Source organism: Nostoc sp. (assembly GCF_036917235.1).
In the GTDB taxonomy this organism is placed as follows: domain Bacteria; phylum Cyanobacteriota; class Cyanobacteriia; order Cyanobacteriales; family Nostocaceae; genus Nostoc.
In genome coordinates this window covers 93,378-117,123 of the sequence record NZ_JBALDU010000065.1, presented here as the reverse complement: position 1 = coordinate 117,123, position 23,746 = coordinate 93,378, and the positions used below count along the sequence as shown (strand labels likewise).

Sequence of the window (23,746 nt, the reverse complement as noted above, 5' to 3'; positions counted from 1 at the left end):
CAATATTTTCGGAAATTTGATGCCTCCAACGGACTACGCTACGCAGCCCAAGTCCACTTACTTTAACTGTATTCTGCCTTACATCATACAGCAGATGTAATGCTGCTAACCGTAGTAGACATAATTAAATTTGTGCTTTGAGTGCGTTGCGGTTCTCCAAGCATGATAATTGAGCAGGTGAGTTGTCTGGCTAGCTGGGTTGTGACATCGCTAATGGCTAACCCTCCAGGACTGGTACGATTACGTATAAAAGGTAAAACTACTAAATCATATAATCTTGCTGCCTGCAAAATCGCTTGGGCAACATTTTCGTGAGCGATAATTTGAATTTCTGGGGCATTGGCTAAAGCCAATTTAGATACCAATAGGGAGAGATGCGATCGCCTCCAAGCAATTTTACTAGAACTAGTGCGGCGATCGCACACATTCAGCACAGTAATGTGGCTTTGATTTGCCTCTGCTAGCATCTGGGCAAATTGTACAGGTTGTAATGTTGGTGCTGTTAAATTTTCTATTGGTACTAAAATCCGCTGAATTTTTTTCGGTGATTCTACTAAACGTGTCACCGCTACTGGACAATGGGATGCCCAAAGCACACCATCAATCACATTCCCAAATAAACGCGCTCGTAACCCAGTCCGTTTACCCCAACCCATAACAATTAAATTAGCCTTTTGTTCGCGGGCTGCTCTGCTAATTCCTTGAGCAAAGGCATCATCAATTCGCAGCATTGGTTCTGCGGCTACGCCCAAGGCTCGACTTTGTGTCGTGGCTTTATTCAATAACCACTCACTCCGTTGTAGAGACGCTTCTAACTGGGGTGCATCCATCTGAGCAGCAGCAGTAGCGATCGCCAGGGGTATAATTTTGCCATGTGACTGACGGGCTAATAATGCCGCCATTTCAATCAAATACTGCTGGGTCTGAGGATTATATATAGGTACGACTATAGTAAAAGCACTGTCTGTTTCTGATGTGTTCTCCTCAGCTAGGGGTGGTGCTGGATCTTCATCTGGTGGGAAATTCAAACCAACAGCTATTCGACTGGTTATCAACGGCCCCAAGGTGGATGTGACAAGCATTAAGACAATCACACTGTGCAATACTTCTAGTGGTAGCAACCCAGCCTGATATCCCACTAACGTTGCTGCTAACGTTGTACCAACCTGGGGAAGTGACAGCGACCACATCGTTAGCATTTCTTGCCATTTATAGCGGTAAACCAGTTTTGTCAACAAAGCTGCGATCAATTTACTGATAATCAAACCAACTACGAGCAACAGCGTTAACCTGAGCGTGTTCAGATTATTCACAAAGGCGGGTAAATCGATCAGTAAGCCAAGGTCAACAAAGAAAATGGGAATGAATAGCACACTGCCAATAAAGACCACCTTTTCTTTGACTGGGCCTTCACCCACAGCTTCATTCACTGCCAAACCCGCTAAAAAAGCACCAACAATTTTTTCTACCCCAATCAATTGAGCGCCGACAGCTGCCAGAAACACAGAAAGCAATACAAACAAAAACTTGTTTCCTTCATCGTCTCCAGACCGTTTGAAAAATTCTTTGCCTGCCCAATCAAAGCCTGTGACAACGGCCACAGAGTAAATAATTAACCAACCCGACAAGGTGAGTAGTTTAGCAAAGCTAAATACTCCAGCATGAGCGACAGCTACACAAATGGCTAATATCAGTACTGCGCCAATGTTTGTAAAAATCGTAGCTCCAATGGTGACAGTAACAGCTTCGTTGTTTACCACTCCCAAACGGCTGATTATGGGGTATGCCAAAAGGGTATAGGAAGCGAATAAAGAGCCAATTAAGATTGAAGTATTCCAGCCATAGCCTAAAATCAGCCCTACTAAAGTTCCCATGACTAGGGGTACACTGAAAGTGAAGCTAGCAAACCCAAAGGCACGACTTTTTTTCCGGCGAAACTGTTCTAAATCAATTTCTAGCCCAGCGACAAACAGCAAATAAATTAACCCAATGTCTGATAGTAGGTTAATCATCGGTGAGTCAGACTGAAAAAGATTCCAACCGGAGGGTCCAAGTACCAGTCCTGAGAAAACCAAACCCACTAATCCTGGTAATCTTAGCCGCTCAAACATGATGGGTATAACTAAGATGACCACCAGCAAAATAGCAAAGGGAACAATTGGTTCTTTGCCAAGAACTTGGGAAGTTGGTTCCAGAACAAGAACTTGTGATATGAGTTCCATATATAGAAATTGAAGGGGCTATGGTAAAACAGCGATTACCTTGGGGGCGATCGCCCGATCAATATGAATAAATAGAGAAGCCACCTGACGATAAATCAAAAATCTTCTTAATTTACACTAACTAGGCGATTATTTAAGAATTAACTACCTACGGGTGGATTTGACTCAAAATGAACCGTAAGCGATCGTAGTCGTCTTTTAGTAGCACACTTAAGCTACGTCCAGCTTTAATTAGCCATTGTCGGTCAGCTTTGCGTAACTGGTATACATCTCGAATGGCAGCTGCGGTTAAAGACTCTATTGGCGCACCATTTATACACAGCAGTGTCCGTAAAAAATCTAGTTCTTCAGTAAATTTAATGATAGCTTCTGGTTCACATCGATAAACAGCTTGATGAATTTGCGGGGGACGAGGTGGAAGATACTGATATACTCTTTGGTTATAACTTTGATTTTGCGAAGATAGTTCAAATCCCACGATCGCAGCCCGGAATTCTGTACGGAGCATGGCAAATATTTGGGGTTGTTCTTCCCGTAAGTCTTGCAAGGACAACCCCAAAGCTCTCGCCCTGTGTACGGAATCTATGGGCATAGTTGTGGCATAATACACTACAGCATAAATTTTATTGCCAGATTCTTCATCTACAGAACAGACCCAACTACCAAAGGGTGGCATGGAGGGAAAGCTTAAATCTTCTGGCTCTAAACACTGAGCTAAAAATTCAGTACTAGTAGTTTCAATCACCTCCGCAATGTGGTTCGGATGGCGATCGCCAGTAGCAAACTGTGGTAGGGGGAGGCGCATGGGAGTGCTGTTAGCGATAGCGGGGCGTTTAGCCCGTGCTGAGTTAAGAATTAGGAGTTAGGAGTTAGGAGTTGAGGAATCATAACTCCTAACTCCTAACTTCTCACTCCTAACTAAGTCTTATTTGGCTTTTTTACGTCCGGCGGTGGTTTCTACGAGTTCCAATTCGCTCAGGCGGAAGGTAACTAATTTATCCCAGTTACCACCTTCAAATAATACGGCTACTTTGCCGTCACTCACCCGTTGCACAAGTCCTTCGTAGCGATAATAGGTATCTGCGGGATTCTTGACGCGAACAGTTGCTCCAGGCAGAATCATTTTTTTTAGCCTCGCTTGTTTCCTTTTAATAGCTTAATACTTGTTAATAGTCATTTGTCATTAGTTATTAGCAAAGGACATAGACGCGCCAGCGGCTACTCTTCGAGAACGCCAAGGGCGAACCCGCAGGGTAGGACAAAGGACAAATGACTAATGACGAATCAATAATACTTCTGCCTTTGTCGAAAATTTGCTACCGATTCTACTATTCCCAAGGAAATGAAGTTAGTCAGCATCGCAGAACGCCCATAACTCATCCAAGGTAGGGGAATTCCTGCCACAGGTGCTAAACCAACAGTCATGCCAATGTTGACAATCAGCTGAAACACAATCATGGACAAAACGCCAATAGCCAACAAGGAACCAAAGTTATCTTTGGCGGTTTGGGCAACATGCAGTAGACGCAAGCAAATTAAGCAGAAGACAAACAGCACTAACAAACAACCGACAAAACCAAATTCTTCCCCCACTGCGGAGAAAATAAAGTCTGTATGCTGTTCTGGTACAAAATTCAGTTGTGTCATGGGCCCCTTGAACAGACCCCATCCCCAGATTTCACCGGCACCAATCGCAATGCGAGATTGGATTAAGTGATATCCAGCACCGAGTGGATCGTGATCGGGATTCATGAATACAGTTAGTCGGTCTTTTTGATACTCTTTCAAAACATGGTTCCAGGCGAAGACTCCTAATTCGCCACCCAGTATATTGAGAGTCCACGCACCAATAGCACCTAAACCAAATCGACGCCAGGGAAGAGTTTGCCAGCCCACAATAGCCATTACAACTGACCAAATTAATCCTAATGGGCCAAAAGATAGTTCTTTGAATAAAACTATTGGCTCTGTTAAAGGCCAAGATATACTAAACAAAATGGCGGCAACCACCGGAGAAATCATCAGAATTAACCAGCCTGGGTTAGCATTTGCCCAGTAAAGCATTCCTAAGACGATCGCACCAAATACCAGTGATGTTGCTAAATCTGGCTGCAAAAATACTAATCCCCAAGGTATAGCGGTGATTGCCAGAACGCGGAAAACACCTTCGAGGCTAGAAGCAGTCCGCCTGTGTAGCAAAGCTGCTAATGTGATAATCATGCCGACTTTGGCAAATTCTGAGGGTTGCACATTAAAGCCGGCAATACTAATCCACCGTTGCGCCCCTTTGGCGCTAGTACCAGCAATCATCACGGCAATTAAACTGAAGTTCGTCAGTGTGTATGTTACCCAGTGCCACTGCATCAAGAGTTCGTACCGGATGCGAGATAAAAATAGGGCTATAAGTACGCCGATACCCGCTACCATCCAGTGCCACCACCAGTCAGTTACTGGCTGCTTCAGTTCCGTACTGAGAATCATCAGTCCGCCAAAAATACTGACAGCAATCGGCAAACAAAAAAGTAGCCAATCTATATGCTGCCAGGGCTTAACCCAAGACTTCCAGCGAATTTTGGGGAGCGATCGTTTTAACAACATTGTGCCAGTTTAGACTTTAGCTTTAATTGTTGGGAATTGGGAATTGGAAATTGGGAATTAGGCATTGGTTATTCTCCCTTGCTCCCTTGCTTCCCCACTTCCTAATACCCAGTCCCTAGTATTCCCAAGCTATAGCCCAGGAAGTAGATAGAAATCAAAATTTATAATTATGTCAGGGCAGCAACTGATACTTTACCAGCAATAGTAAGAGCGATCGCTGTTAATGCTTTTGCTGAAGCTGAATCTGGGTCGCCAACGACTATTGGCACACCGCTATCACCACCAACTCGCGTGGAAATCTCTAGCGGTACGCACCCCAACAGTGGCACTCCCAATTCAGCAGCTGTTTTGGAGCCACCACCGGAACCAAAGATGTCATATTGCTTATCTGGTCGATCGGGGGGGATAAAATAGCTCATATTTTCCACGATTCCCAATACCGGAACATTCATTTGCTGGAACATCCGCAATCCCTTGCGAGAATCTAATAGAGCTACGTTTTGCGGTGTGGTGACAATTACTGCCCCTGCCATCGGCACTGCTTGCGTTAAAGTTAACTGAGCATCTCCCGTTCCCGGTGGCATATCTACAATTAGATAGTCCAGTTCACCCCATTCAACTTGATAGAGAAACTGACGAATTACACCATTGAGCATAGGCCCCCGCCAAATTACTGGTTGATCTCGGTCAATCAAAAAGCCCATTGAAACTAATTTGACGCCGTGATTAAAAGCAGGTTCCAGGATTTCACCTGTTTCAGTAGAACGCACGACAATTTGGGCATTAGACAAACCCAGCATGGTGGGGTCATTGGGTCCGTAAATATCAGCATCTAGCAAGCCGACTTTCGCCCCAGTTTGGGCTAGAGCCACTGCTACATTTACTGCAACCGTACTCTTACCAACGCCACCTTTACCGCTAGAAACAGCAATGATATTTTTGACTCCAGAAATGCCAGTGCGGTCAGGTAAACTTTTTTGTTGCGGTGTTTCTGCCGTCACTTCTATGCTGACATCTGTCACGCCTGGGAGTTTTTTGACAGCTTTCTGACAGTCTTCGACAATAAATTCACGTAAAGGACAGGCAGGAGTGGTTAATACTAAAGTGAAACTAACCTTACCACCGTCAATTTTTACGTTGCGAATCATATTCAGTTCTACCAGACTTTTGCGGAGTTCTGGGTCTTCCACTGGTCGCAGCACTTCTAAGACAGAGCGGGAATCTAGGACATCGTACATAAAAATTCAAAATTCAAAATGAATAAATACACTTGTGGCGAACATCTTAGCTATTAACTGGATGCTTTCTTAAGTAAGGTCAGCTTAGTGTTATCACTGTCACTGCCATAATAAAACTTAACAAATTGCATTATTACCTAATAGAATCTTAACTTTCTTTGGGCATTGGGCATTGGGCATTGGTTATTCCCCTTGTCTCCCCAGTCCCCAGTCCCCATTACCCCTTATCCCCAGAGGGGGCCCCACCATCACCAGTTTCCAGTCCCTAAAAATCAAAACAACTGTCATTAAGGGATTTTTTCTTACCAGATACCGCTGGTAATGCCGTCTTTTCTACTGCCTCGACTAAAGATCGTGCAACGCGGTTTGCATAAGGACGGGATAAAGACCAAATCAGGGGCGATAACCAACCCCGTAGAGTTACAGAATAAGACAAACAAGTACCACAAACTGTTGACTCTACTTGGTAAGTTACCCGTTCCTCTATTCCAGGAATCGCCATCACTCGGATACTCAGCATCTCTCTGGGATTGACGCGTTCCACAAAAATTCTGATGGGAATCGGCGAAAAGCGTGTAACAGCTTGAAAAATTAATCCTGGTTTGGGTACTAATCCGTGGGGAACATTAGTACTCTTAAGTTGTGGATGCCAGGAAACATCTGTTAAGTCAACCACTTTTTGCCACAGTTCATCTACAGAAGCAGAACTAATCTCTCGATACGTCCACACTAGAGAAGCGCAAAACCGACGACGTTTGCGGTGGATGAATTTGGATAACCAACCTTGCATTTTCCTAATCCTCCTCCCTAGACACTTTCTGGTAACTCTGGTATGGTGTGCAACTACGCTCAATCCCTAAATTAAAACTTTCTCAAAAATGCCTGAAAAATAGCAAGCCTCGATTCGATACAAATCTTAACAGCCAATATCAGCAATATGACAAAAAAGTTTTGAGTAGAACCAAAGCCTTGATACTTCAAGCTTAAGACTAAAATTTAGTCTTTATACCAGAATATTCCAATTAAGAATTTCAAAAAAAACTAATTCAATATACAAGCCTATACGCATTTGGGGGAAAATAACTCTAGTGATGCCCATCAATCGGATAAATGCTTAACCCAGGAAGAAAAAAGCGGGTTGGGCAAATAGAGCTAGATTGTTGGCGCGTGTTTCCCCCAAATTTTAAAATGAAAAATTTGTGGCTTTCTGGAAATTGTAATTTAGGTTCGGGAATCTATGTTGACCAACTCGCAAACACCAACTGTAGAAGCAGAATCATCAAAGTCTTTGCCAGCACCTGACGCTCAGACTAGGGTCAGTCAATTTATGAAACAGCTGCAAGACGAAATTACCGAATCATTGGCAGAACTAGATGGTGTGGCTAAGTTTAATGAAGATAGTTGGGAACGCCCAGAAGGAGGAGGAGGGCGATCGCGCGTGCTGCGAGATGGTGCAATATTTGAACAAGCAGGTGTAAATTTTTCTGAAGTTCAGGGTTCCCATTTGCCACCCTCAATTTTAACCCAACGCCCTGAAGCCGCAGGGCATGGCTTTTATGCCACAGGCACTTCAATGGTATTACATCCTCGCAATCCTTATGTGCCCACAGTTCATCTCAATTATCGCTACTTTGAAGCGGGGCCAGTGTGGTGGTTTGGTGGCGGTATTGACTTGACACCTTATTACCCCTTTGCTGAAGATGCGGCACATCTACACAAAACGTTAAAACAGGCTTGCGACCAACACCACCCAGAGTATTACCCAGTGTTTAAGAAATGGTGTGATGAATATTTCTACCTCAAGCATCGTGACGAGACACGGGGTGTAGGTGGTCTATTTTTTGATTACCAAGATGGCCAGGGTGCTTTATATCGCGGGCCAAATCCCAATGGAGAAGCGGCTATTTATAGCAACCAAGTAGGAACACCAGCAACCCGCAATTGGGAAGATTTGTTTGGCTTTGTACAAGGCTGTGGCAGAGCATTTTTACCAGCTTACGTACCGATTGTAGAACGGCGACATGGGATAGAGTATGGCGATCGCCAACGCAATTTTCAACTCTATCGCCGCGGACGGTATGTAGAATTTAACTTGGTTTATGACCGAGGCACTATTTTTGGCCTGCAAACCAACGGACGCACCGAATCAATTCTCATGTCCCTACCTCCCTTAGTGCGCTGGGAATACGGCTATCAACCGGAACCCAATACCCCCGAAGCCGAGTTGTATGAGACTTTCCTTAAACCTCAAGATTGGATTAATTGGACACCCAAATAGTTGTGAGTGCTGTTAGCGGATAGCTAAGGTTTAGCCCGTGCTGAGTTAGGAGTTAGGAGTTAGGAGTTATAAGAAAGCGATCTTCCCCCGCTGTCTCATTTCCCTCATCTCCCCACTCCCCACTATTTTGGTGAGTTATAACTACTAAAGTTAAGCACTTAGCCAAAAAAGGTGACAAATTTAGCTATAGCTTGTTAATCTCAAGTGACAGCATTAGAAAATTCTGTCACTTGTTAATCTTAAAATGAATGCCACGGGGAGGGCTTTAGTGATTCATATAGACCAAAAAACTTATACAACCCAAGACGGAAACACTGTTATCGTCTTGACACCATCAGGCCGTCTGGATATCACCACGGCTTGGCAATTTCGCCTGAAGTTACAAGAGTGTATTTCCAAACTCAGTCGCCATGTAGTTGTAAATCTGGCTCAGGTAAATTTTATTGATAGTTCTGGTCTTACATCTTTGGTAGCTGGAATGCGTGATGCTGATAAAGTCAAGGGCAGTTTCCGCATCTGTAATGTACACCCAGAAGCCAAACTCGTGTTTGAAGTGACCATGATGGATACTGTTTTTGAAATCTTTGAAACAGAAGAGGAAGCTTTAGAAGGTGTACCTCGTAGCATTGCCAGTTAAAAAAGAGTTAGAAGTTAAGAGTGAGGAGTTAATTCATAACTCAAGAACTCATAACTCATAAGTTTATCTTATTGAATACTGATTTCGTTTGGTGTAGCGATAAGGCCCCATAATCGCTCCCCAGGTTGCTTTTCCAGTTGCGGGATCAATTCCTTTGTCGTAGCTGTGAAATTCTGCCGCTGTAGCTGCAAAACCTAAAGAAACATGAATGCTATTGCCAAGATAAGTAAAGCTACAACTAGTCTCTGGTAGTGGGGTAGCGGTAAACTTATAGCGATCGCCAGGTAGTTTCTCCCGAGTAACTGTTAGGATACAACCTGGTAGTAAATCTAATTGTTCGGATGTCAGTGTGTTTAGTAGAGCAGGGTTATCACCTGCGCCTTTTAATGCACCTGGATCTTGAGGCATATAATATTGAACTTCCACAGTTGCGTCAGAGTCGCTGCTTTGACGCAACCGGATAATTCGCTGGCGATAAGGTTGATCTAAGGTAATAACGTTAGCCTGTTCGGCAAATAACGTGATGCTATCTTCTGCGAACAAATTAACTGGTCTTTGCCACAGGCACAGGTGGACATACCAAACTGGTTCTGCTATAGCTTGTTCCCGATTATCAAATTTACCAGCTAGGTACTCACCTAAAGCAATTAACTGTGGCGAGAAGTTCATAAGTACAATAAATAAATCATTAAGGATAATAATTTTTAGCTAGTTTTTTAGGAGAAAGGGTCTTATTTCCTGTAGTTACCAGCTTATAAAATACTTTTAATGTGTATATATTGTAAATGAAACCGTCACCCGCTAAAAGCTCAACTTGGCAAAGTAGCCTTTAAGCGAGAAAATAAAGATACGTCGCCCTTAACATTTCTTTTTTCTTTGTGAATAACGTCCGTACAGTCTCTGATACAAAGCGAACTTTCTATAATCTTCACACCCGTCCGATTAACACTATTTATCGTCGGGTTGTGGAAGAATTGATGGTGGAAATGCATCTGCTGTCAGTAAATATCGATTTTAGCTACAATCCAATTTATGCCTTGGGTGTCGTCACTACTTTTGATCGGTTCATGGAAGGCTATCAACCAGAACGGGATCAAGAATCAATTTTTAACGCCTTATGTCAGGCTATAGAAACAGATCCGCAACGCTATCGACAGGATGCCCAAAGATTGCAAGCTGTAGCTAAAGGTTTGCCAGTTAAAGATTTAATTGGGTGGCTGGGCCAAACTACTTACTTAGATAGAGATGCTGACTTGCAAGCAACCCTACAAGCGATCGCCAATAATCCTAACTTTAAATACAACCGTTTGTTCGCAATTGGTGTATTTTCGTTATTAGAACAGTCAGATCCCGAATTAGTCAAAGACGAAAAGCAACTCACTGAGGCGCTAAAAGCGATCGCGGCTGGCTTGCATCTCTCCGATGACAAACTCAACAAGGATTTGGAGTTATACCGTTCTAACCTAGATAAAATGGCGCAAGCCCTAGTGGTGATGGCAGATATACTCTCAGCCGATCGCAAAAAACGCGAGCAACGTAAACAACAATCAACCACCCCAGTTGCTCCCCCAAGTTCCAACGAATAGTTAAGAGTTAGGAGATGGGAGTTATTCAATTTTAGGTAAGAATTCAGGAGTCAGGAGTCAGGAGCCAGAATAATTTTAAAATCAAGCGTGTAATAACTTCTTGATTTTATTAAAATTATTAAGTTTGGGTATCAAGGTCTTCTTAATTCTGACTTCTGGATTGTGAATTCTTACAATTTTAGATTTTAGATTTTTACTTTGATCCAAAATTAAAAATCTAAAGTTGCCAGAGTTTAGAGTTACTAATAACTCCTCACTCCTAACTCTTAGCTTTATACACCCAATATTTTGTAGACTAAGCTGTTAATGATAGTCAGCGTAAATGCCCCAATAACAGCACTCCAAATCCCGTAGCGCAAGCGAAAGCCCTCTACTAACCAAGCAGCAATACTAAAACAAACCACGGCAATCATAAATGTGAAAATGCCGGATAATAAGTCCAAAGTTAGTAGATTTGGTACTGCAAAAATGAGGCCTAAAATCGGTCTGACTATTGCCGTCACGATACCAAGTACTGCGGCAGAAAGGAACGCTTTACCAGGAGTATCAATTTCAACTCCCAAAGGCAACTTACTAATTATCAACAAGCTGATAGCGGTTACGACCCAAACAATTAAAAGCGTTACGATGTTCATGCCACAATCCCTGATACTAATTAGTAATTTGTAATTCGTAATTAGGACACACTGAAAGACGCTTGATACAAGCGCTTTTCAATCTGTTAACCTATTTGGACATCCTTCCCCAATTTGGTATGAAATGTGGATGGTAATTGGTGATAAATTGCTCAGTCTATAGGTGGAAAAATCTTTAAAGCTCAACCAATTATTTGTAAATTAGCAGTTTTTTTTTATCTAGCCAAGATTTATTCTAGATATCTTTAGGTTTGGGAAAAGGCTTGAAGGGGAAGTGGGGAGTGGTGGATGAGGAAGCAGGGGAGGCAGGGGGAAAAGAACTATTAATTATTGCCCTATGCCCCATGCCCCTATCTCATCTTTTAAGAGGAGGTTGAGTTTGTTTGGGTGCTACAGGCGCTTGAGGCGCTGGTGAGTTAGGAACTACGGGAGAAATTCCAGGATTGATAGGACTGATGCCTTGTCCAGCTGGAGGCTGAGTGATGCTAGGAAAGGGTGCAGAATTAGGTGCTAAGGGGAATTTTGGGGTAATATTCCCTTCGGGATTGATTCCTGGAAGTGGCGCAGCATCAGGATTGATTGGGAAAGAGGGAACAGTAGGCTGGTTAGGTGAGTTTATGGATGGTTGAGATGGGCCAGGAATAATTCCCAAAGAAACGCGATCGCCCCCTACTTGTCGTAGCAAGTCCAATGTCTCAATCACATCATTGTAAGTTGCGGTACGCGAAGCATTCAGCACGACAACGGCATTAGGGTTTGCTTGCAGATACTGTTTTAAACTCTGTCTCAAATCTTCCTGTTTTACAGGCTGTTTTTCTATGTAAGTATTGCCCACAGCATCGATGGTCACAATCACACTTCCACTTTGTGATGTTATTCCAGAAACTGTACTGGGGCTGGCTTTAGGCAAATCAACATTTATCGCCTGTTGCCGCGTAAATTGTAAAGCCGCTAATAAAAAAAATGTCAGGATACAAAAAACGACATCAATTAAAGGGATGATTTGAATTTGGACTTCTTCAATTGGTGTATGTAGATTAACTTTCATGTCTCACTCTCAAGCTTGTTTTAGGGATTGAATTATTGACTATTAATTAGGTGTAGTCGGAGGTTCAGGAGGTTCAGAAACTCTAGTCTTTCCGGGCTTGCGGGGTGGAGTGAAATTTTCTGGCACAATTGCTGAAGTCCTATTGCTAAAGTCAGGAGGAGACTGGCGATAGAGCAATTCCATCTCATTCCCTGCCTTCCGAAAAACTTTGACTTGGTTGACTACAAAACTTTGAAATAGGCGGTAAAATACCAAACTAATAATGGCAACTATTAGCCCACTTGCCGTACTAATTAAGGATTCACCAATACCAGTAGTTACCCCAGCAGTAGATTCAGTTCCCAAATCGCCAATCCGAATTGAGCGCAGAGAGTGGATTAAACCCAAAACTGTTCCCAACAATCCCAACAGTGGCGCTAGGGCAATTACGGCTTCTAAAAGTTTTTCGCCCCTGCGCATCCCAGCTAATTCGTCTTCTGCTGTAGCCTCCAGTGCTAGTCGAAAAGTTTCCGCATCACTTTTCGCTAAACGTAGAGGGGCGTAGAGAAAACGCCCGACAGGCTGATGGCTTGCAAGTCTTGCGATGTCCGCAGCTACTTCCCAATTATCCTGGGCAGCATCCAGGATGCGTTCGACTATTTGCTTTTCTTGAGTCAACATTCGCAGCCAGAACCACAAACGCTCGAAAATCACACTCAAAGCCAGAATCGAGAGAATTAGCAAAGGCCACATCGCTGGCCCACCCTTATAAAACAAATCTAAAATATCCACTGTTTAAGTTTCCTCCCTCCACGACTAAAGCAAATGTGCTAAGGCATTTTAATTCTAGAGATTAATGCAAAATGAGGGACTTCCAAAATATAAATTTCTAGAGAACCTAAAAAAACAGTGTAAGGATGACGTATTTGACTGAGACTGTTGTAAAAACTTGCTGCAGGGTAGGCAATTGAATCATAGACCGATAATTTTTGGCATACTTTTGCTAAACTTCGTTGTAATACCAATTTGAAAAAAGAATGCAATACATAGATAAGACCCAACCCAACCCTCTCCAAGGCTTCGGGGAGGGTGCGTGTCAGTAGAGTGGGGTGTTTGGTCGCAAACATTTTTTGAATTGATATAACCTGAAATTTCACCACAGAATATTGTCACGTACAGGAGAAAAGATTTTGGCAGCAGTCCGAGTCCGCCAGCATGTTAATCCACTTGGTAAAAAGTATCAAACACCAGCAAGTCCCCAAGACTTGGAAAAAATTTATGCAAAGCCAAATCAACCACTACATTTAGATATTGGCTGCGCTAAGGGGCTGTTTTTGTTGAATATGGCCAAGATAGAACCCAACTGGAATTTTCTCGGCTTGGAAATTCGAGAACCGCTGGTGGGAGAGGCGAATAAGTTACGTTCTGAATTAGGTTTAACAAACCTGCACTATTTATTTTGCAATGTGAATAATTCACTGCATTCACTTTTATCTTCCCTCCCTCCAGGAAGTTTACAACGCGTTACTATTCAATTTCCCGATCCTTGGTTTAAAACGCGCCACGCTAAACGTCGTGTAGTGCAACCAGAACTAGTGGCAGACTTAACTAATTATCTCGCGGTTGGAGGATTGGTATTTATGCAATCAGATATGGAATTTGTGGCTGTGGAAATGCGCGATCGCTTTGCTGCTAATTCAGCTTTTCAGAAAGTTGGTACAGAAGAATGGCTAGCCAAAAATCCGCTACCAGTACCCACAGAACGGGAAATAGGCACGCAAAAAAAGGGTGAGCCTGTCTATCGAGCTTTGTTTGAAAGGGTGAGAAGTACAGAATAGAGATGATTATAATATCAACTCTATTCCCCAATTTTGAATTTGAAGTTTTATTGAGCAGCCTTATAAATATTTATTAATATTACTTAAGTCTTGCTTGTTATATTTTTATTAAACATTGCCCAGAATTGGAAAGTTTTTTGGGACATAAATGTTTTATTAAGGGTCAAAATTTTGAATTGGTATTACTCAAAAAGTCAGATAGCGCAATCAAGCAGACAAAAATCAATACTTAGTTTCCTGTGTCTGTGCATCGATAATTACACTCCAGTCATCGTTGTTCACAGCAGCTTCAAGTTGACGCTGACGTTCGGCTTCACTCGCATCTATTGTTTCTAACTCTTTAGAAAGAGTTGTATCAGCCATTGCTTTCCGCAGTTTTAGCTTTTTCTCTTCGTAGGCTTGAAGTTGGGCTTCTGACATTACCGCCTTAGTCGCTTCACCTACCGTACTAGCCCACATTCCGCAATCATTTGCATTACCAGGTGGCGTACTTTCGAGTTCTGCTATCCACGCATCTCGCAAATCTTCCATTTCTTGACGCTTGGGAAACTTGAATGCTTGCACACGTACAAAAGCACACTTTTGTTCGCCATTTTGGCGAAGATGGCTGTTTAGGGAAAGCAACACATTCCGAGAATAGCCAATGTACTGCGTGCGGCGTTCTGCATCTAATACTGCGTAAACTCCGGCAACTTTAGCGTTCTGAGCAGCCACACTCCAAGTCTCAAGGTCAATGATTTCAATACCATTATTTACTAGTTCAGGAGTTATACTCACCTCAATGGCGGCGTGTTCGTTGTCAGAACTATACAAAAAATCATGCAGCCCACGGTGGTTTATGGGGACATTTTGATGTTCAATTGGCGGATTGTGCTGAGTTTCCATTGCAGTTGATCTCCAAGTTATTAATTAGTGATGTTCTACGACGAGCTTCTCTACGAGAGGCTACGCCAATGCTTACACAAGCAAATAATACCCTTAAAATATTGAAGCTTAAATCTACTCACATCTCCAAATTCTTTTTCTGACAAAGTGAAAATAACTATTAAATTTTCTATGAATCAATTGATACCTAAAAATTGGATGTTCATCAAACAGCGGCTTACCCCTTATTTATTTTTATTACCTGCCTTAGTTCTTTTAGGCTTAACTGTCTTTTGGCCTGCACTACAAGCGTTTTACCTCAGTTTTACCAGCTATGAAGATATTGCCCAGCCACCACAATGGATAGGTTTCGCCAACTTCCTCAAGCTTTGGAAGGATCTAGTTTTTTGGAAAACCTTGGAAAACACTTTTTTATATCTTGTGGGTGTAGTACCAATTTTAGTAATTGCTCCTTTAATACTGGCAATTTTAGTAAATCAGAAACTGCGGGGGGTGAATTGGTTTAGAGCAGCTTACTATACTCCAGTGGTAATTTCAATGGTGGTTGCAGGAATCGCTTGGAAATGGCTGTATGCAGAAAACGGATTACTGAATCAGTTATTTAAAGCTTTAGGTCTTTTTCCAGAAGGTATTCCTTGGCTAACTAGCCCAGCAAAAATTTTTGGCATTGTACCAATTTCTCTTGCCAGCGTCATGGCTGTCACCGTGTGGAAGGGATTAGGCTACTACATGGTGATTTATTTAGCGGGGTTGCAATCAATTCCCGCTGATGTGTACGAAGCCGCAGCCATTGATGGCTCTGATGGTATTAGCAAACATTGGGATATTACCATACCTTTGATGAAGCCATATCTAGCGCTAGTGGCGGTAATTTCGGCTATTTCGGCGACCAAAGTGTTTGAAGAAGTCTACATTATGACTCAAGGAGGCCCACTCAGTAGCTCAAAAACGATTGTTTATTATTTATATGAGCAAGCCTTCAATAACTTGGAAATTAGCTATGCTTGCACGATTGGTCTAGTGCTATTTTTAATAATTTTAGGCTTGTCAATTTTGCGATTAGCTATTAATCAGCAAGGTGATGATATCACAATTTAATAAATTTATAAAAATCATCTTCTCTCATCTCCGAGAATCTGAAAATCTTTAAATATTGAGAGTGCATGAAAACAGACACGATTTTTTACACCTTATTCCAAACTCTTCCAGGTGTCTTATTTGAACTTTTAGAACAATCGCAAGCTTTAGCATTACACTACCAATTTACTTCAGTATAAATTAAAGAATTAGCACGTCGTATCGATGGCTTATTCTTACCCAAACCTGACTACCCAGAAGATACAATCTATTTTGTTGAGGTACAGTTTCAGCGCGATGATGATATTTACTGGCGAATAATTACAGAAGCTTTCCTCTATATCAATCAATATAAACCTCAACGTCGCTGGCAAGCAGTATTACTTTTTGCTCAACGTAGTCTCGATCCAGGTATACCATTTATTTATCAAACATCATTAGCTTCACAGCAAATTCGTATAATTTATTTAGACGAATTAGATAATGTACCATCGTCTTCAATTGGGCTAGGCATAATTAAGTTAGTAGTTGCAGCAGAAGATCAAGCCGTCCAGCAAGCGAAAAACTTGATAAAACAAGTACAACAAACAGATGAAGCTAACCGTAGCAATCTTTTAGAATTAGTAGAGAGAATGCTTATCTACAAATTTGTAAACAAAAGTCAGCAGGAGTTAGAAGCGATGTTTGGATTAACCGATTGGAGACAAACTAAATTTTATCAAGAAGTAAAGGAAGAAACAAAGCTCGATACTATACCCCGTTTACTTAAATTTGGTTTAAGTCTAGAGCAAATTGCTGAAGCATTAGAATTGGATTTTAAACAAGTACAACAAGCTATTGAGAAACAAGGAAAAGAGGGAACAGGAAGTAATTCGTAATTGAAGAGATTTATTTAAAACCGCGTTTGATACTCTACTACAGCACGACTATCATCGGTTAAATTAGTGGAAGCACGCACACGATATTCATTGTTTATCCGATAATTAATACCCCATTGGAAGGGGTCGTTTGTTGTCAATATTTTGATGCTGGAAACGGATATCTTAGAAGAAATGTCAATCCCAGCTTCCGCTGCTAATTCTAAAGTTGAATTGCTTCTTCCCGCTTCGGGATTATCAGAAATAACGGTAGGAAATATCCGCAGTTCACTTAAGCCAAAGGTACTTCCAATCTGGTTAAAAGCTGACTGAAAATTGTTAAATACAGCCGAACCTGCGATGTTAATTAGACCCAAAGTACTGTCTGCACGTCCTTGAGTATCTACAAATCCACCTCCTAAAAGAGCAACAATTTCTGTTTGACTACGTGATGGACTACTTGTTAATTCTATATTTTCATTCAGCTTGCTAGCTAAACCGTTAATAGTGGCTTCGACTCGAACACTCTCTAACGCTGATAAACCTGTGGAATTTACCCGGCTGAAGTCATTACTTTGAGTTACATCCAGTACTTTGGCAAATAGCCGAATATCTAAGTTGGGGTCGCGGGGTTGAGAAGGACTAAAAGTTGCAGTGTGTTTATAGCCACGAGCAAGGTTAAATTGGGTAGTAAATAAATTTACCCCTCCTTTTTCTAACTGGATGGTGCCATCGGGTATCGGCTGATTGATTAAGCCGTTAACGATGAGATTACCAGTGGCGCGGAAGTTGAGAATAGGGTCACGGGTAATTTGGACGTTTTTACCTAGTTCCAAATCTAAATTCTTAAATCTGGCATTAGTATTTCCCGTGCCATTTCCAACTTCAGATTTGCTCTGCTTATTGTCTTTTGTGGGTGATACGCCAATACTACCATTTTCAGATATTGTGGCATCGGTAGATTCTGCCAGCAATACTTTACCATCAAATAAATTTACTCTACCGCCAATTATGGGATTAAGGGCAGAACCAGTAATTTGCAAATTGCCACTAGCGCCTCCCTGATAAAGTCCCTTGAGATTCAATGCTAGCTGATCGAGATTAACAGTCAGGGGATTTTTGATAGTTACGTTCTCATTGTTGAAGATGGGAATTTCACCAGCAGCTTTTACCGTCCCACGGCTAAATCTACCTTGAAGATTTTCTACTAAGATGCTGTCAAAATTAAACAGAACTCTACCTGTGACACCTCTCAGCTTACGTGGCAAAGCCTGGGCTGAAAAAGTAGCATCATTGACAGTAGCAATTCCATTTACTTCGGGTTTTTGCAATGTTCCCCGCACTTTGAGGTCTACTTCTCCTTCACCTTTCTCAAATAACACTTGATTATTCAATGCGTTTAACAGCCCCAATCCCTCGTTTTCCAACTTCATATCCAAACTGATTTGATCGCTGTCTGGTGCGACGGAAGCAAAAGGTAATTTATAAGGGATGCTGCCAGTAATATCAACAGGTTTTGGCCCAGCAACTGCTACAGTACTACCAAAGTTTAAGCGTCCATTGGCATAGCTGAAACTTGCTGTTGCTGATTCTATTTTGCTCTGATTTAATATTCCTTCTGTGATTTGCAATTCCCCTCTAGCTTGGGGATTAGCAATGCTGCCTGCTAAAGCTGCTGTACCATTAAGATTACCTGTGATTCCAACTGGTAGTTTGACAACATTATTTAGTAGTTGTACTGGAAAATTATTCACCCGCAATTGACCAGATTGTTCATCACCACCAACGTTACCCGTAAACGCAATCAGCCTGTTTTGAGATTCGATTCGTAATGGTCGCAAACTTAAAACACCGTTCTCAAAGTTGCCTTCGGCAATCACTTTTTCGGCAGTATAAAAACGATTTCGTTCTTCCTTTTTACCCCAAGCAAAGTCTTGTCCATTCAAATTAAAATCTACTGATAATCCATTGGCTGTAGTTGTATTTACAGCCACTTCCCCATTGAAAGTCCCCTTTAAGTCTGCCAAATCTGGTATTGGAGTGGAATTAAGTCGCTGTTCTTCCTGTTCTGCCACCAAAGCTTCAATTTCAGAAAACCGTTGGATTTGGGTTAATAAGGGTTCATTTGGCGTTCCTTGGGAGTTGGTAGTCAAATCCGCTGCGGTGCCGTAGATTTCTGGTGAACCACCTGGCAAATTTTGTAAATCAAATACCTTTGCTACAGCTAGAACATCTTGGATCTCACCCTGCTTGACGTTCAGTTTACCTTGTATTTTGGGCCCTTTAGGGCTTTGAGCCACAGTACCAACAAGGACGTAGCTACTTTTTCCTTTGACAAATTCGCTATTAGTGAGTGTAGCTTTACCGTCACCGTAGCGGAATTGAGCAGCTATTCGATCGCCTTTAACCCGGCCAATTTGGGGATTGGCGATCGCTAAATTCCCCGTTGTTGCCAATGTCTGCTGATTAAACAGCAAATCCCCAGTTAACAACCCAGCTATCTTACCAGCACCCAGGCGAGTAATCAGTGGCGGAGTCAAATTCAATATTTGTAAGGGGAAATTTGCCAGTTTCAGTGCCCAATCATTTCCTTGAACATTACCTGTAGCTGATGCTTGCTGCCACTTAACTAAGAAAGATTTCGGGCGATTATTGGCGTCTAAATTGAAAGATAGGCGATCGCTATTACCCGCCAAGTTTAAAGTCAAACCGCGTCCTTGTACTGAATCGATGTTTCCAGTTAACAACGGCTCAAAAGCAATATCTTGAACAACCAAGTCTCGTAAATTGATTTGCCCTACGACATTTGGCAAGGGCAGCTTACCAGTAATTTGACCATTAAAATCTACATTTCCCGCCACAGCAACCTGATTAGGAAGATTAATCGGTAACTGTTTTAAGTTATAATTCTGCGCCTGGACATTGAGATTTAGGGCAGTAATTTCCGGTATACCTGCTTGTTTGGCATTGGCTAATATGTTACCAGTGACACTTAAACCGGGAGCCGTTGCTCGCTCAATAGTCAGCCTTTCACCACTCCAAGCGATCGCAGCCGTCAGAGGTCGCTCAAGACCAGGGATACCTTGAGATAATTGCACCTGTCCAGCAGCACGCACATCAGCTAATTTGGACGATCCGACATTGCCTGCTAATTGCAACTGACCGCCAAACTGACCTCGCAATTGCTGATTGAACCGATTTAATTCCACACCGGAAGCATTAACCAAAGCTTGATAGCGACCATTAGCCACTTGGATATTAGAAGCTGTAATATTTCCACCCGCAACATCCAGCCGTCCCTGACCGTTAGCTTGGATAGTTTGTGGTTGGAAAGAATCAACAGAACCCGCCACGTTTGCTTGACCAGTTAACGTCCCTCGGAACTGCGGTGGTACTGCTGCCAACTGCTGCACAGGTACATTAGTTGCCTGAACTTGCGCCTGATATACACCATTCCCCACTTGGATATTAGAGGCTGTAATAGTTCCATCTCCAACATCCACCCGTCCTTGACCGCTGGCTTGGATAGTTTGCGGTTGGAAGGATTCAACAGAACCTGCCACCTTTACTTGACCAGTTAACTTCCCTCGAAACTGCGGTGGTACTGCTGCCAACTGCTGCACAGGTACATTAGTTGCCTGAACTTGCGCCTGGTATAAACCATTCGCCACTTGGATATTAGAGGCTGTAATAGTTCCACCTGCAACATTTACCCGCGCCTGACCATTGGCTTGAATAGTTTGCGGTTGGAAAGACTTAACAGAACCCGCTACGTTGAACTGACCATTTAATGCCCCTTGAAATTGCTTTGGTACTTTTGCCAACTTCTGCACAGGCACATTCTTAGTCTGAACTTGTGCCTGATAGACACCATTCGCCACTTGGATATTAGAGGCTGTAACCGTACCCTTGCCAATAGCAAGGCGACCCTCACCACTGCCACGGAAGGTTTTCAGACTAAAATCATCTCTGCTACCTGCGATTTGGAACGTTCCCGCCAAAGGATTATCTAAAGCTGGAGGAGACTGTTTCAATATTTGTCCCAACCGCACACCATTAGCTACAAGTTGAGCCGAAAAGCTTTGGTCTTGCAGTTGGATTTTAGAAACTGCAACTGTGCCGCCACCAATTTGAACTCCTGCACCATCACTGCGAATAGTGGCAATTTCAAATGGCGCTGTGCTGCCTAAGAGGATGAGACGACCATTGAATTGTGCCCCTGCCAAAGAGACATTTTGCAGTTGACTTTTGTCTACAAAGGGTTCTAACTTCACCCCAGAGGCAACAGCCACAGCTTGCCAACGCTCATTGGCATAACTACCAGTTGCCCGGACTGTACCACCACTTACATTCAGAGCGACATTGCGGAAAGAGACGGTGCGATTTGGAGCGATGCCTGGGGCAACTCCAGAGGAGAACGCAACTTCACCAGTTCCAGGATAAGTTCCATTGGGAGCTTGGAACCGTACCACAGTTTGGACATTAGTGGTAGCGCCAGTTAGTTGAGCTGTACCAGAGACATTGCCGATTTGAAAGGTGGGTGTTGTTTCGTAGACATTTGCGATCGCATCTCCTGGAACATTCTTGGCAGCGAAATTTAAATCCAGTCGTGGGCTTTTACCAAGTTTAATTGTACCAGTGCCCGTGATTTCACCACCAACTTTAGCTTTACCTTGAATATCTTTCAGGGTAATTAAAGAAGAACTAGTAACAAGCTCAAACTTACTACTGATGCTATTAAAATCAACTTTATCAATCCGAGCCGTTTGAATCGTGGCAACTGAGCCGGAGAGAATTGGTTCTTTAGTTGACCCAGTAATCTGCAAATCTGCTTTTACTTGTCCAGCGATCGCTACAGGTAATTTTACCTTAAGAGTCTCCTGGGCATTCGCTAAACTCACCGCATTTACACGCGCTGCCAACTTCAAGCCTGCTTGAGTATCGACGATTCCCGTAGCCACTAAAGGAATTTTGCCGTAGTTGCTAGTCACATTATTTAGCTGCAACTCCGTTCCTTGAAAGTGGAGGTTTCCTTGACTATTCCTCAACAATTGCGGGACTTTGGGTATTTGCAACGTTACCCCTTGCACAGTAGCGTTGCCAAACAATAGAGTTTGCTGTCCTGGTGTCAACCGAACTAACAAATCGCCATTGGCTCGACCCGCTTGTAAGTTCACTGGTAACTTAATCAACCGAGTAATATTCTCAGCCAGAAAATCTTGTGCTTGCACCTGGAAAGTCCCTGCTAGCACCTTAGAACGTGTCTCTCCCTGAATGGAAATATTGCCACCACTGTCTGCTTGGCCCCCAACTTCAAACCGGATCAACTGATTATTTGCTAAAAGTTGAGCAGATCCGTTGAGTTGAGAAAATAGCACAGGCAAGTGCTGAGTGTTGATAGTGTTAGCAGGGCGTTGAGCCGATACTGAATTAGAATTTGGGTATTCTCCCCTGCTCCCCTGCTCCCCTGCCCCCCTGCTCCCCTGCCCCCCTGCTCCCCGGTCACTGAGCGTAGCCGTTCGCGCAGCGTCTCGTAGAGAAGTGCTGCCCCCCTGCCCCTCTACCTCCTCATCTCTCTCTACTCTCTCATCCGGCATCAAGGCCAGCTTGGCATTCCGAAACCGTAGGTAGTCCAAATCGGTTTTAATTGCACTGCTTCCACCTGACGAAGTGATGGTAGTGGAAACCCAACGCCCTTGGTCATCCTGGTCAATGTAAATATCTGGGTTGACTACGGTTACATCTAGCTTTAGATGGCGATTAAAGATTAATTGCAACAGATCAAAACCCACTTCTACAGATTCGACTGTAGCTCGGTCTGCATCTGTGGGTGTGGCTGGGATAGCTGAAGCCCCAAACTGTACTCCTGTCAACGAAAATTGTGTGACTCTTCCCAGTTTTACCGGACGGTTGAGTGTAGTAGTGAGACTTTGTTGTGCTAACGGCGTTAACTCTGTTTGGACAAAAGTCCACAACCGCCAAATACCAACGATAACTCCTAACAGCAAAAGTCCACTCAAGGCAATGCTACCCCGGCTCAACACCAGCAACCACATACGTTTGCGGATAGGGGAGGGGGAATGAATATCTTGATTGGTAGATTTAGTCATTTGCTTTCACTGTATTAATTGCCGGATGTCGCTGGCACACACAAGCATTAACTGGCACATTGGTTCAGTATGCCATTTCCAGGATACGCCAACTAAACCCAAGACCCCATTGGTTGAGTTACGGTATTTTCTCGATCCAATACTTATGCTTAATAATATTGGCGTTTTCAGGAAAATCTGAATAGAGTGAAAATTATTCCTGTGACTTTCCTTGAGGCACAATCTCGAACTTTAATATGAATAAACCTTAAAAAGGACAGATGATTACACCAATGCGTGTTTTTGTGTTAATTTTTAATGCTCGAACGGAAAATGAGGGGATTCACACGATCCGGGAAGGCGATGCCAAAAGTGGCAAGCTACGCAATAAAATTCTGATGTTCGAGTCAGAAGACGATGCGACGCGCTTTGCCCTGATGTTAGAAGCTCAGGATTTCCCCGCACCCACACCGGAGCCGATGGATGCTGAAGAAATCAAGGAATTTTGCGAAAGTGCTGGATATGAATGGGAAATCATCCCAGAAAACAGCAATTTAGTTGTAACTCCCCCAGAACTTAACGTCGAAAAAACTGACTGGCAAGAAGATGCCCAGAAGGAGGATACTGTTGAAGACACTTTCCCTCTCAATCAACAGCCGCTAGAAGAACCAGAATTGTCTGATTCTGAATTAGAGAAGATGCGTCGCAAATTGGAAGGATTGTTGTAATTAGTCATTAGTCATTAGTCACTTGTACTGAGCGTAGTCGTTGGCGGAGCC

The 23,746-nt window shown here is 42.9% G+C and carries 18 protein-coding genes and 1 pseudogene; 7 read left to right on the top strand and 12 right to left on the bottom strand.

Features of this window, described 5'->3' with window-relative positions; translation table 11 throughout:
* Positions 1 to 83: 83 nt before the first annotated feature.
* From V7K44_RS19195 to V7K44_RS19170, 6 genes are all read right to left on the bottom strand, one after another.
* Positions 84 to 2,222, bottom strand: a complete 2,139-nt coding sequence (locus V7K44_RS19195; protein WP_334933497.1) for a cation:proton antiporter domain-containing protein — start codon at positions 2,220 to 2,222, stop codon at positions 84 to 86.
* Positions 2,223 to 2,370: 148 nt separating this feature from the next.
* The gene (locus V7K44_RS19190) at positions 2,371 to 3,027 is read right to left on the bottom strand and encodes an HAS-barrel domain-containing protein (RefSeq protein ID WP_334933496.1); all 657 of its coding nucleotides are present in this window, start codon (positions 3,025 to 3,027) and stop codon (positions 2,371 to 2,373) included.
* A 120-nt stretch (positions 3,028 to 3,147) separates the two neighbouring features.
* Positions 3,148 to 3,345 carry an NAD(P)H dehydrogenase subunit NdhS gene (locus tag V7K44_RS19185; protein WP_094351697.1) on the bottom strand — a complete coding sequence of 66 codons (198 nt, stop codon included), beginning with the start codon at positions 3,343 to 3,345 and terminating at the stop codon, positions 3,148 to 3,150.
* Positions 3,346 to 3,506: 161 nt separating this feature from the next.
* On the bottom strand, positions 3,507 to 4,820 hold the full coding sequence (gene rodA, locus V7K44_RS19180; RefSeq protein ID WP_334933495.1) for a rod shape-determining protein RodA: 1,314 nt from the start codon (positions 4,818 to 4,820) through the stop codon (positions 3,507 to 3,509).
* 167 nt (positions 4,821 to 4,987) lie between these two features.
* Complete coding sequence (locus V7K44_RS19175; protein WP_334933494.1) at positions 4,988 to 6,058, bottom strand: Mrp/NBP35 family ATP-binding protein; 1,071 nt, start codon at positions 6,056 to 6,058, stop codon at positions 4,988 to 4,990.
* A gap of 265 nt (positions 6,059 to 6,323) precedes the next feature.
* On the bottom strand, positions 6,324 to 6,848 hold the full coding sequence (locus V7K44_RS19170; RefSeq protein WP_334933493.1) for an SRPBCC family protein: 525 nt from the start codon (positions 6,846 to 6,848) through the stop codon (positions 6,324 to 6,326).
* A 447-nt stretch (positions 6,849 to 7,295) separates the two neighbouring features.
* On the opposite strand from V7K44_RS19170, the gene hemF reads away from it, so the two are divergent.
* Together hemF and V7K44_RS19160 are read left to right on the top strand one after the other, a co-directional pair.
* On the top strand, positions 7,296 to 8,336 hold the full coding sequence (gene hemF / locus V7K44_RS19165; RefSeq protein WP_334933492.1) for an oxygen-dependent coproporphyrinogen oxidase: 1,041 nt from the start codon (positions 7,296 to 7,298) through the stop codon (positions 8,334 to 8,336).
* A gap of 268 nt (positions 8,337 to 8,604) precedes the next feature.
* Positions 8,605 to 8,973, top strand: a complete 369-nt coding sequence (locus V7K44_RS19160) for an STAS domain-containing protein (protein WP_094351701.1) — start codon at positions 8,605 to 8,607, stop codon at positions 8,971 to 8,973.
* 63 nt (positions 8,974 to 9,036) lie between these two features.
* Here the strand turns inward: V7K44_RS19160 and V7K44_RS19155 are convergent, their stop codons facing one another.
* Positions 9,037 to 9,642, bottom strand: a complete 606-nt coding sequence (locus V7K44_RS19155; protein ID WP_334933491.1) for a chromophore lyase CpcT/CpeT — start codon at positions 9,640 to 9,642, stop codon at positions 9,037 to 9,039.
* 209 nt (positions 9,643 to 9,851) lie between these two features.
* Between V7K44_RS19155 and psb29 the strand changes: the two genes are divergently transcribed.
* Entirely contained in the window at positions 9,852 to 10,559 is a 708-nt protein-coding gene (gene psb29 / locus V7K44_RS19150; RefSeq protein WP_334933490.1) for a photosystem II biogenesis protein Psp29, read from the top strand.
* Positions 10,560 to 10,831: 272 nt separating this feature from the next.
* On the opposite strand, the gene V7K44_RS19145 is transcribed toward psb29, so the two are convergent.
* From V7K44_RS19145 to V7K44_RS19135, 3 genes are all read right to left on the bottom strand, one after another.
* The gene (locus tag V7K44_RS19145) at positions 10,832 to 11,194 is read right to left on the bottom strand and encodes a phage holin family protein (protein ID WP_334933489.1); all 363 of its coding nucleotides are present in this window, start codon (positions 11,192 to 11,194) and stop codon (positions 10,832 to 10,834) included.
* Positions 11,195 to 11,549: 355 nt separating this feature from the next.
* Complete coding sequence (locus V7K44_RS19140) at positions 11,550 to 12,242, bottom strand: ExbD/TolR family protein (RefSeq protein WP_334933488.1); 693 nt, start codon at positions 12,240 to 12,242, stop codon at positions 11,550 to 11,552.
* Positions 12,243 to 12,284: 42 nt separating this feature from the next.
* A complete protein-coding gene (locus V7K44_RS19135; protein ID WP_334933487.1) occupies positions 12,285 to 13,013 on the bottom strand; it encodes a MotA/TolQ/ExbB proton channel family protein in 729 nt (242 codons plus the stop codon).
* A 398-nt stretch (positions 13,014 to 13,411) separates the two neighbouring features.
* Between V7K44_RS19135 and trmB the strand changes: the two genes are divergently transcribed.
* Entirely contained in the window at positions 13,412 to 14,059 is a 648-nt protein-coding gene (gene trmB / locus V7K44_RS19130) for a tRNA (guanosine(46)-N7)-methyltransferase TrmB (RefSeq protein WP_334933486.1), read from the top strand.
* Between the two features lie 222 nt (positions 14,060 to 14,281).
* On the opposite strand, the gene V7K44_RS19125 is transcribed toward trmB, so the two are convergent.
* Positions 14,282 to 14,944 (bottom strand): GIY-YIG nuclease family protein, encoded by a 663-nt coding sequence (locus V7K44_RS19125; protein ID WP_334933485.1) that lies wholly within the window; start codon positions 14,942 to 14,944, stop codon positions 14,282 to 14,284.
* Positions 14,945 to 15,115: 171 nt separating this feature from the next.
* Here V7K44_RS19125 and V7K44_RS19120 point away from each other — a divergent pair, with 171 nt between their 5' ends.
* Complete coding sequence (locus tag V7K44_RS19120) at positions 15,116 to 16,042, top strand: carbohydrate ABC transporter permease (RefSeq protein ID WP_334933484.1); 927 nt, start codon at positions 15,116 to 15,118, stop codon at positions 16,040 to 16,042.
* A 65-nt stretch (positions 16,043 to 16,107) separates the two neighbouring features.
* A pseudogene (locus V7K44_RS19115) lies at positions 16,108 to 16,899 on the top strand (Rpn family recombination-promoting nuclease/putative transposase).
* A gap of 14 nt (positions 16,900 to 16,913) precedes the next feature.
* Here the strand turns inward: V7K44_RS19115 and V7K44_RS19110 are convergent.
* The gene (locus V7K44_RS19110) at positions 16,914 to 22,988 is read right to left on the bottom strand and encodes a translocation/assembly module TamB domain-containing protein (RefSeq protein ID WP_334933483.1); all 6,075 of its coding nucleotides are present in this window, start codon (positions 22,986 to 22,988) and stop codon (positions 16,914 to 16,916) included.
* A 260-nt stretch (positions 22,989 to 23,248) separates the two neighbouring features.
* Here V7K44_RS19110 and V7K44_RS19105 point away from each other — a divergent pair, with 260 nt between their 5' ends.
* Entirely contained in the window at positions 23,249 to 23,695 is a 447-nt protein-coding gene (locus V7K44_RS19105) for a DUF3110 domain-containing protein (protein ID WP_289795635.1), read from the top strand.
* The last annotated feature ends 51 nt before the right edge of the window (positions 23,696 to 23,746 follow it).